This window comes from Longimicrobium sp. (assembly GCF_036554565.1).
In the GTDB taxonomy this organism is placed as follows: Bacteria; Gemmatimonadota; Gemmatimonadetes; order Longimicrobiales; family Longimicrobiaceae; genus Longimicrobium.
The window spans coordinates 1-8,842 of the sequence record NZ_DATBNB010000066.1 but is presented as its reverse complement, the minus strand read 5'-3'; the positions used below and the strand labels follow the sequence as shown (position 1 = coordinate 8,842).

Below are 8,842 nucleotides of genomic sequence, written 5' to 3'. Positions count from 1 at the left end.
CAGGCCACCGGCGCCATCGAAGCCGAGCCGGGGACGGTGCCGGCGGCGGAAACCGGCGCCACCGCCCTGCGCGAGGAGGAGAGCATTGCGCTCGTGGCGTTCCAGGCGCGCGGGGCGGGGCGGGGGGATGCGTTCGCGCTCCTGCTGGGCGAGGCGGAGAAGGGAACGCTGCAGCTGAACCCTACCCTCTGCCAGCAGCAGCCGGCGCCCGAGTGCCGCATCGGGATCTTCGTTCCGGACGTGGCCGCCACGGACCTGCCCAACACGCGGGATCCCTCCGAGCTGATGGCCAAGAGCTACGTCCTGGCTCTGGGGGCCGTGGAGGTGGTTTCGCGCAGTCGCCTGCGGATCAAGGGCACCTTCCAGGCGGTGGCGGTCCGGGCAGACAATCCCGGGCTGCAGAACACCATCAGCATCGGCCGGGGCCAGTTCGACCTGCCCATCCGGCCCGAGCAGTGATGGGGCGCGCTTCGGGATGACCCGCCCCGAGGAGATCGCCGCCAGCCTCCTTCCCATGCTGCGGACGTGGGTGGCCGGCGAATACGGAATCGCGATCGGGGGATCGTACGCCAAGGGGAGCGGCGATTCCCTCTCCGACGTCGACATCTACCTTTTCGCGAACGAGGTGCTTCCGGCCGCGCGCCGCGACGAAGCGGTGGTGGCCGAGCTCGGCGTAGAGGCGCGGCCGGAGTCGTGGGGCGCGGACGATCCGTTCGTGCAGGGCGGGACGGACTTCTGGCACGTAGGCCAGCGGGTGGAGTGCTGGCTGCGAAGCACGCGCGAAGTGGATCGCACGCTGCGGGCGTGCGTCGGCGGGGAGGTGGGGCGCGAGTACGTGGTGTGGACAGTGATGGGATTCCTGAGCTACACCGCGCTCGCGGACGTGCATTCGATGATGGTCGTGGACGATCCGCACGGCGTCCTCGCCCGGTGGAAGGCCGCCGTTGCCACCTACCCCGAGGCGCTGCGCCAGAACATCCTCGACCGGTTCATGCCCGAGGCCGCGTTCTGGCCGGAGAACTTCCACTACCGCACCGCCGTCCAGCGCGGCGACGTCATCTACACCTCCGCCATCGTGCAGCAGGTACTGCAGGCACTGATCCAGGTGGTGTTCGCGCTCAACCGCTCGTACTTCCCCGGCGAAAAACGGCTGGCGCACGCGATGGAAAAGCTGTCCGTCCAGCCGTCCGGCTTTGCGCGGCGGGTGCAGGAACTCCTGATGCCGCCATCCGTGGACGTCGCGGGGCTGGAGACGCAGCGGCGCGGCGTTGCTGACCTCGTGGCCGAGATGCGCGCCCTCGCCTTTGACACACCGGGTTCAGGAGCGTCAGGCTGATCCGGGTGTGCCGGCCGGCGCCCCCCATCCCCAACCCTTCCCCCGCATACTGCCCGGGGGAAGGGTGCCAGTCCGGGGCGTTTCCCCAACTTTCGAGCCGCACCAGAGCCTGTCATCGCGGCCACGGCTGCCGCGGGGCCCTCACCCGTCCGCGCTGACACGCGTCCACCCTCTCCCACAAACAGCGTGGGAGAGGGGGTACACACCAGACCTTGGCGCGCCCAAGTCCTTGGTGCCTCACAGCTTGTCATCCTGAGGCCCAGCCGCGCGACACCCTGCCCGAACGCCGTCCGTCGCGGGCCGAAGGATCTAGCCTGGGGCACGAACTAACCGAGGCGCGGCAGCGGTCCCCCCAGCCGAGGCCTCGGTTGCCGTGGGGCCCTCACCTGTCCTCGCTCGGGGAGGGGCGCCAGTCGTGTGCGCGATCCCAGCGGGATCGCGGATCAGGTCTCCCCCTCCCCTGCGCAGCGGGGGACGGGGGCCGGGGGGAGGGGGCTCCAAAGGCATTCACCGGCAGCCATTCGAGCCTCGATCTCTCGTGCGGACCCCCGGGCGTGCGCCGTGATTTGCGCCGATCCCCGCCCCGGATGGCGTGCCGCACCGGAATGGTGCTCACAGCCTCGCGGCGTGCACCGAAGCGAACTGGCAGGCGACGAATTCTACATCGCAAATCGTTGCTGGATCAGGGTTTTATCCGCGGTGGCGCTTGGCCCTCGTCATGCCTTGGGGATGGGTGCCGGACTTCATCCCACCCCCATTCCCTCGAGGTGCCCCATGAAGCAACGATCCTTGCTCCTTCTCCTGCCGTTCGCCCTGCTGGCGTGCACCGATGCGCCCGCGCCGACGGAGCCGCGCGCGGGAGCGGTCCCGCTCCTCCAGGCAGCCGCCCGGCCGCTGGCGGGGGACTACATCGTCGTGCTGAAGGGCCCGGGCGCCGAGGCAGTCGCCGCGAGCGCGGGGGTTTCGCCCCGCTTCGTCTACGGCGCGGCGCTCCACGGCTTCGCGGCAACGCTGAACGAGGCGCAGCTGAACGCTCTGCGGCACAATCCGAACGTCGCCTACGTCGAAGCGGACGCGTGGGGCGGCGTGGCGACCACGCAGGCGAACGCCACGTGGGGGCTGGACCGCCTGGACCAGCGCGACCTGCCCCTGAGCACCAGCTACACGTACACGGCCACCGGCGCCACGGTGAACGCGTACGTGCTGGACTCCGGCATCCGCAAGACGCACGTGGAGTTCGCGCCGTCCGGCCGGGCGCAGTACATCCCCAACGGCAAGAACGGCGATTTCGTGGGCGACTCGTACGGAAAGCGCAACGGCGCCCTGGACTGCAACGGGCACGGCACCCAGGTGGCGGGCGTCGTCGGCGGCGTAACCTACGGCGCGGCCAAGCAGGTGAAGCTGTGGTCCGGACGGGTGGTCAACTGCCAGGGCGGGGGGCAGGCGTCGATGGCCATCGCGGCGGTGGACTGGCTCACCGCGAACGCAGTGCGCCCGGCGGTGGTGAACATGAGCCTGGCGTACGGAAACGTACAGTCGCTGCGCACCGCGGTGGAGAACTCCATCGCGGCGGGGGTGCACTACGCGATCGCGGCGGGCAACGGCGACGCCAACCACGTGCCCATCGATGCCTGCGGCGAAAGCCCGGGCGGCGCCCCGAACGCCGTGACGGTGGGCGCCACCGACCGCTACGACGCCGAGGGCTACTTCAGCAACTACGGCCCCTGCATCGACATCCTGGCCCCCGGGGTAGACATCACCACGGCGGACGACGACAGCGACACCGACCAGGTGACCACCGTGGGAACGTCCGTCGCATCGCCGTACGTGGCCGGGGTGATCGCGATGTACCTCCAGAACAACCCCACAGCCACACCCGCCGCCGTACGGAGCGAGCTGGCGACGAACGCCACCGTCGGCCGCATCACCTTCCACGCCCAGAGCGCCGCCGGGGGCACCCCCAACCTGCTGCTCTTCACCAGCTACTGATCTCCATCCGGCTCCCTCTCCACGCGGAGGGGGAGCCGGGTTGCCCGATCCACGCGCGTCGCGGTATAATCCCGGCTCCCGAGCCGCCGGACGGCCGGGACGTACCATCGACTCAAGGGAGATGCGCGTGAAGAGCATCGTGTGCGTGAAGCGCGTCCCGGACACCGAGGCGCGCGTTCGCATCGCCGGCGACGAAAAGAGCGTGGATGCCGCCGGCATCAAGTTCGTCCTGAACCCGTACGACGAGTTTGCCGTCGAGGCCGCCCTGAAGCACAAGGAAGCGGCGGGCTCCGGCAGCGTGACGGTGATGACGGTGGGCGGCGCCGAGAGCGCGGAGACCCTGCGCACCGGCCTGGCCATGGGCGCCGACGACGCCGTGCTGCTCAAGTCCGACAGCAAGCCCGAGGGCCTGGCCGCCGCGCGCGCCCTGGCCGAGGAGATCAAGGGCCGCGAGTACGACCTGGTGCTCTTCGGGATGAAGGCCATCGACGACGATCTGCAGGCCGTGGGGCCGATGACCGCCGAGCTGCTGGGAATTCCCTGCGCCAGCGCGGTCACCGAGTTCAGCGTGGCCGACGGCAAGGTGACGGCGAACCGGGAGATCGAGGGCGGCCACGAAGTGGTGGAGCTCCGAATTCCCTGCGCGCTGACGCTCACCAAGGGTGCCTACGAGCCGCGCTACGCGTCGCTCAAGGGCATCATGGCGGCCAAGAAGAAGCCGCTGGAGCAGAAGGACGCCGCCGCGGGCGATTCCGGTGTGCAGGTGCGCAAGCTCAGCTATCCCGCCGAGCGCCAGGCCGGCCGCATCGTGGGCGAGGGCGCCGACGCGGTGCCCGCGCTGCTGCGGCTGCTGCGCGAAGAGGCCAAGGTCATCTAAAGGCGAGAGGAACCAATCATATGCCAGGCATTTTCGCGTTCGCCGAAACGCGTGACGGCGAAATCCGCAAGGTTTCGCAGGAAGTGGTGACCGCCGCCCGCAAGCTGGCCGATGCGCTGGGCAGCGACGTGCACGCCGTCGTTCTGGGCGGCTCCGGCATCGGCGGGGCCGCGGCCGAGCTGGGCCGCGTGGGCGCCGACAAGGTGTTCGTGGGCGAGGCCGAGGCGTTCGGCACCTACTCGGCCGAGGGCTACACCACCGTCATCGTGAACTTCATCCAGCAGCACGGCTGCGACGCCGCGCTCTTCCCGGCCACGTCCATGGGCAAGGACCTGGCGCCGCGCGTGGCCGCCCGCCTGGGCGTGGGCTACGCCAGCGACTGCACCGCGCTCGACGTGCAGGGCGGCGACATCGTGGCCACCCGCCCCGAGTACGCCGGCAAGCTGAACGCACAGGTGGCGTGCACGGGCAAGCCCGCCGTGCTGTCTCTGCGCCCCAACGTGTTCCTGCCCACGGACAACGCCAGGGCGGGCGAGGTGCAGGCGCTGGACGTTTCCATCAACACGGCCGACTTCGGCGCCATCGTCCGCGAGATCAAGGCGGGTGCGGCGGAGAAGCTGGACGTGGGCGAGGCGCCCATCATCGTTTCCGGCGGCCGCGGGCTGGGCTCGCCCGAGAACTTCAAGCTGCTCGACGACCTGGCCGCGGCGTTCGGGGGCAAGTGCGCCGTCGGCGCGTCGCGCGCGGTGGTGGACGCCGGCTGGCGCCCGCACGCCGAGCAGGTGGGGCAGACGGGCAAGACGGTGTCGCCCACGCTGTACTTCGCCGTGGGCATCAGCGGGGCCGTGCAGCACCTGGCGGGAATGCGCACGTCGCGCTACATCGTGGCCATCAACAAGGACCCCGAGGCGCCCATCTTCAAGGTTGCCGACTACGGCATCGTCGGCGACCTGAACGAGATCCTTCCGCGGATGACGGAAGAGGTCCGCAAGATGATGGCGTGAGCCGTCGCTTCCGGTGATCACGAGGGAGAGGGACGAGGCCGCCGCCGCGTCCCTTTCGCCGTCTTTGTGGACGGGAGTCGCGCGCCGCGTTCCACCGTGCTATCGTATAGCTCCACAGACGGGCACCCCCGCTTTCGAACCTGCCCCACGTCATAATGAGCGAAGACCTCACCGCGCCGGAGCACCTGGAAAAGGCCCGCGAAATCATCTGGGAAGCCGTCGACATGCTCGAAGAAGCGCAGCGGGTGCTCTTCAAGGCCGGCGATTGCTACGTGGGCCAGGTGTGGGGCGACGGTGTGCGCGCCATTCTGGACATCACCGAAGAAATGTCGGAGCTGGCGGGCGACATCACGGCCGTGCACATCGAGATCGGCAAGCTGTCGAAGCGCGACAAGGCCCGCGACTGATCTGCTGACGGCGCAACGAAATGCGGGGCCGGACCTCACCCTGGGTCCGGCCCCGCGCCGTTTTCGTCCACCGCTCCCGGCGCTACTCGAACCAGGTGGAAATCTCGTCCAGCGGCTTGCGCGACAGGTCCGGCACGCGCGCGTCGGCGGCGGGATAGCCCACGGGCATCAGCAGAAAGGGCTTCTCGTTCGCCGGACGCTGCAGCAGCTCGGAAAGGAAGCCCATCGGCGACGGCGTGTGGGTGAGCGTCGCCAGCCCCATCTGGTGCACGGCGGCGATGAACAGCCCCGCCGCGATGCCGCAGCTTTCTGTCGAGTAGTAGTGGGTGCGCTGGCTTCCGTCCGCATTTACCCCATGCCGCTGGCGGAAAAGGATCACCACCCACGGCGCGGTGGTGATGTGCTCCTTCACCGCGTCTGTCCCGAGCGGCGCCAGGGCGTGCAGCCACTCCGGGGGCATCCGTCCGCCGTAGTTGGCGCGCTCCTCCTCTTCCGCCGCCTCGCGCATCTTCCGTTTCATCTCCGCGTCGCCCACTACCACGAAGGTCCACGGCTGCTGGTGCGCGCCGGACGGAGCCGTCCCCGCTGTGCGGATGGCGTACTCGATCATCTCCCGCGGCACCGCCTGGTCCGAGAAGTGGCGGGTCGTACGCCGCCGGTTCATCTCCGCGTAGAACTCGCGCGCGCGGCGCAGCATCTCGGCCTCGGGAAGGCGCGCGAAGTCCAGCGGGACGAAGGCGCGATCGTGATTCACGTCGTCGGCGGCGTCAGGGCAGGGAAGGACCGGGGACTCGGGCGATAATATCGCCTGCGCCGTCTACCGGGGCCACCTTTGACACCGTTCCGCCGGGTGTCTAGATTCCCCGCCTCTTTTCCTGGCCGTGGCCGGGTGCTGCACGGGGGCTGAACGAGGGCGGGATGGAGCGGCTGACACGCGCGCGGCTGGAAGAGATCCTGGAGCGGTGCAGGGGGCTGCGCGTGGCGGTGGTGGGCGACCTGATGCTCGACGTGTACCTCGTCGGCGCGGTGTCGCGCATCTCGCCCGAGGCCCCCGTGCCCGTGGTGCAGGTCAGCGAAGAGCGCCTGGCGCTCGGGGGCGCGGCGAACGTAGCGGCCAACGTCGTGGCCCTGGGCGTGGACTGCGTGCTCATCGGCACGGTGGGGGCGGACACGGCGGGGCTGCAGGTGCGCGGCGCGCTGACGGAGCTGCAGGGCGGCACCGTGCGCCCGCTGCTGGTGGAGCACGCCGGCCGCCCGACGACCACCAAGACGCGCGTGGTGGCGCGGCACCAGCAGGTGGTACGGTTCGACCGCGAGCGCGACGACGACGTAGGCGGCGACTGCGCGGACGAGCTGGCGCGCGCCGTGCGCGAGGCGGTGGCGGAGTGCGACGCGCTGGTGCTGGAAGACTACAACAAGGGCGTGCTGGTGCCCTCGGTCATCCGCGCCGCGCTCGAAGCCGCGGCCCAGGCGGGGATCCCCAGCGTGGTGGACCCCAAGTTCCGCAACTTCTTCGAGTTCGGCGGGGCGACGGTGTTCAAGCCCAACGCGGTGGAGCTGAGCGCCGCCCTCGGCCAGCCGCTGAACGCGGACGACGACGACTGGCTGGAGGAAGCACGCGTTCGCGTCGGCGCGCGGCACCTGCTGCTGACGCTGGGCGAGCACGGCATGGCGCTGCGTTCGGAGCAGGGCGAAACGCTCCGCATCCCCACCGTCGCGCGGCAGGTGTACGACGTTTCCGGCGCGGGCGACACGGTGACGGCGTTCGTCGCCGTGGGCTTGGCGGCGGGCGCCACGATGGAGGAAGCCGCCGTGCTGGCGAACCTGGCGGCCGGCATCGAGGTGGGAAAGGACGGCGTGGCCGTGGTGACGCCGGACGAGCTTCGCGCCATGCTGCCCGACGGCCGGCGCACGGAAGACCGCTGACGCGTTCTTCCGCACTTACGCACTCAACGCACTCACGCACTGCCATGCAACGAGTTCAGACCGCCGACGCACCGGCCGCCATCGGCCCGTACAGCCAGGGGATCATCGCCCACGGCTTCGTGTTCACCGCGGGGCAGGTGCCCTTCGATCCCGCCTCCATGCAGCTGGTGGAAGGCGACATCGGCATGCAGACCGACCAGGTGATGAAGAACCTCGGCGCCATTCTGCGCGAGGCGGGCGCCGACCTTTCCACCGTGGTGAAGACGACGGTGTTCCTGCGCGACATGAACGACTTCGTGGGGATGAACGAGGTGTACGAGCGGCACTTCGGCGAGCACAAGCCGGCGCGCAGCACCGTGCAGGTGGCGCGGCTTCCGCGCGACGTGGCGGTGGAGATCGAGGCCATCGCCGTTCTGCTGGACCGCTAATTGTAGCAGTGAACGGGCGCCCCCCGGCGGCGGGGGGCGCCGTGTTTTTTCCTGGACCCAAAGCCTGAGCCGGCATCCGATGACGACCGTCAATCCGCATATCTTCCGTCAGTACGACATCCGTGGCGTGGTGGGCCCCGACGTCACCGCGCAGGTGGCCGAGCAGATCGGCCGTGCCTATGCCTCGCTGGCGCGCCGCCGCCTGGGCAAGGACCAGCCGGTGCTGGCGCTGGGCCGCGACAACCGCCTGACCAGCAACGAGCTGGCCGACGCCGTTAGCCGCGGCATGGTGGCCGCGGGCGCGCGCGTGGTGGACGTGGGCCTGGTGCCCACGCCGGCGCACAGCTTCAGCGTGGCGCACTGGGGGCTGGACGGCGGCCTGCAGGTGACGGGCTCGCACAACCCGCCGCAGTACAACGGCTTCAAGATGACGGTGGGCGGGCGCTCCATTTTCGGCGACGCCATCCAGGAGATCCGCCGGATGATCGCGGAAAGCGATTACGAGTCCGGCGAGGGCGTGGTGGAGCACCGCGAGGTGCTGGGCGAGTACGTGCGGGTGCTGGCCGGCAAGTTCTCCATCGAGCGGCCGATCAAGGTCGTCGTGGACTGCGGCAACGGCACCGGCAGCATCGTCGCTGTCGACCTGCTGCGCGCGCTGGGGCCGAACGTGGAAGTGATCCCCATCTTCTGCGAGTCCGATGGCACCTTCCCCAACCACCACCCGGACCCGGTGGTGGACAAGAACCTGGTGGACATCATCGCCAAGGTGAAGGAGACCGGTGCCGACCTGGGCGTGGCCTTCGACGGCGACGCCGACCGCATCGGCGCCGTGGACGAGCGCGGCGGGATCGTGCGCGGCGACACCCTCCTCCTCC

At 70.0% G+C, this 8,842-nt stretch carries 9 protein-coding genes and 1 pseudogene; 9 read left to right on the top strand and 1 reads right to left on the bottom strand.

Annotated elements, in window-relative coordinates:
* From VIB55_RS01830 to VIB55_RS01805, 6 genes are all read left to right on the top strand, one after another.
* Positions 1 to 459 (top strand): hypothetical protein (locus tag VIB55_RS01830; protein ID WP_331874955.1); only part of this gene is annotated, 459 nt, incomplete at its 5' end.
* Positions 460 to 475: 16 nt separating this feature from the next.
* Positions 476 to 1,336 carry a DUF4037 domain-containing protein gene (locus VIB55_RS01825; protein ID WP_331874954.1) on the top strand — a complete coding sequence of 287 codons (861 nt, stop codon included), beginning with the start codon at positions 476 to 478 and terminating at the stop codon, positions 1,334 to 1,336.
* Between the two features lie 774 nt (positions 1,337 to 2,110).
* The gene (locus VIB55_RS01820; RefSeq protein WP_331874953.1) at positions 2,111 to 3,325 is read left to right on the top strand and encodes a S8 family peptidase; all 1,215 of its coding nucleotides are present in this window, start codon (positions 2,111 to 2,113) and stop codon (positions 3,323 to 3,325) included.
* A gap of 127 nt (positions 3,326 to 3,452) precedes the next feature.
* Positions 3,453 to 4,202 carry an electron transfer flavoprotein subunit beta/FixA family protein gene (locus VIB55_RS01815; RefSeq protein WP_331874952.1) on the top strand — a complete coding sequence of 250 codons (750 nt, stop codon included), beginning with the start codon at positions 3,453 to 3,455 and terminating at the stop codon, positions 4,200 to 4,202.
* 20 nt (positions 4,203 to 4,222) lie between these two features.
* A complete protein-coding gene (locus VIB55_RS01810) occupies positions 4,223 to 5,206 on the top strand; it encodes an electron transfer flavoprotein subunit alpha/FixB family protein (RefSeq protein WP_331874951.1) in 984 nt (327 codons plus the stop codon).
* A gap of 155 nt (positions 5,207 to 5,361) precedes the next feature.
* The gene (locus VIB55_RS01805; RefSeq protein ID WP_331874950.1) at positions 5,362 to 5,613 is read left to right on the top strand and encodes a hypothetical protein; all 252 of its coding nucleotides are present in this window, start codon (positions 5,362 to 5,364) and stop codon (positions 5,611 to 5,613) included.
* Positions 5,614 to 5,695: 82 nt separating this feature from the next.
* Here VIB55_RS01805 and VIB55_RS01800 read toward each other — a convergent pair whose 3' ends face one another.
* Positions 5,696 to 6,310: a nitroreductase family protein gene (locus tag VIB55_RS01800; RefSeq protein WP_349262979.1), complete on the bottom strand. Its 615-nt coding sequence runs from the start codon at positions 6,308 to 6,310 to the stop codon at positions 5,696 to 5,698.
* 221 nt (positions 6,311 to 6,531) lie between these two features.
* On the opposite strand from VIB55_RS01800, the gene VIB55_RS01795 reads away from it, so the two are divergent.
* From VIB55_RS01795 to VIB55_RS01785, 3 genes and pseudogenes are all read left to right on the top strand, one after another.
* Complete coding sequence (locus tag VIB55_RS01795; RefSeq protein ID WP_331874948.1) at positions 6,532 to 7,539, top strand: bifunctional heptose 7-phosphate kinase/heptose 1-phosphate adenyltransferase; 1,008 nt, start codon at positions 6,532 to 6,534, stop codon at positions 7,537 to 7,539.
* A 44-nt stretch (positions 7,540 to 7,583) separates the two neighbouring features.
* The gene (locus VIB55_RS01790; protein ID WP_331874947.1) at positions 7,584 to 7,967 is read left to right on the top strand and encodes a RidA family protein; all 384 of its coding nucleotides are present in this window, start codon (positions 7,584 to 7,586) and stop codon (positions 7,965 to 7,967) included.
* A gap of 79 nt (positions 7,968 to 8,046) precedes the next feature.
* A pseudogene (locus VIB55_RS01785) lies at positions 8,047 to 8,842 on the top strand (phosphomannomutase); the annotation flags it as partial.

What these genes read in the sequence shown, in the direction of transcription:
- VIB55_RS01800 (WP_349262979.1), bottom strand. Translation starts at nt 6,310, where the DNA reads ATGCTGCGCCGCGCGCGCGAGTTCTACGCGGAGATGAACCGGCGGCGT.
- VIB55_RS01805 (WP_331874950.1), top strand. Translation starts at nt 5,362, where the DNA reads ATGAGCGAAGACCTCACCGCGCCGGAGCACCTGGAAAAGGCCCGCGAA.
- VIB55_RS01810 (WP_331874951.1), top strand. Translation starts at nt 4,223, where the DNA reads ATGCCAGGCATTTTCGCGTTCGCCGAAACGCGTGACGGCGAAATCCGC.
- VIB55_RS01820 (WP_331874953.1), top strand. Translation starts at nt 2,111, where the DNA reads ATGAAGCAACGATCCTTGCTCCTTCTCCTGCCGTTCGCCCTGCTGGCG.
- VIB55_RS01795 (WP_331874948.1), top strand. Translation starts at nt 6,532, where the DNA reads ATGGAGCGGCTGACACGCGCGCGGCTGGAAGAGATCCTGGAGCGGTGC.
- VIB55_RS01825 (WP_331874954.1), top strand. Translation starts at nt 476, where the DNA reads ATGACCCGCCCCGAGGAGATCGCCGCCAGCCTCCTTCCCATGCTGCGG.
- VIB55_RS01790 (WP_331874947.1), top strand. Translation starts at nt 7,584, where the DNA reads ATGCAACGAGTTCAGACCGCCGACGCACCGGCCGCCATCGGCCCGTAC.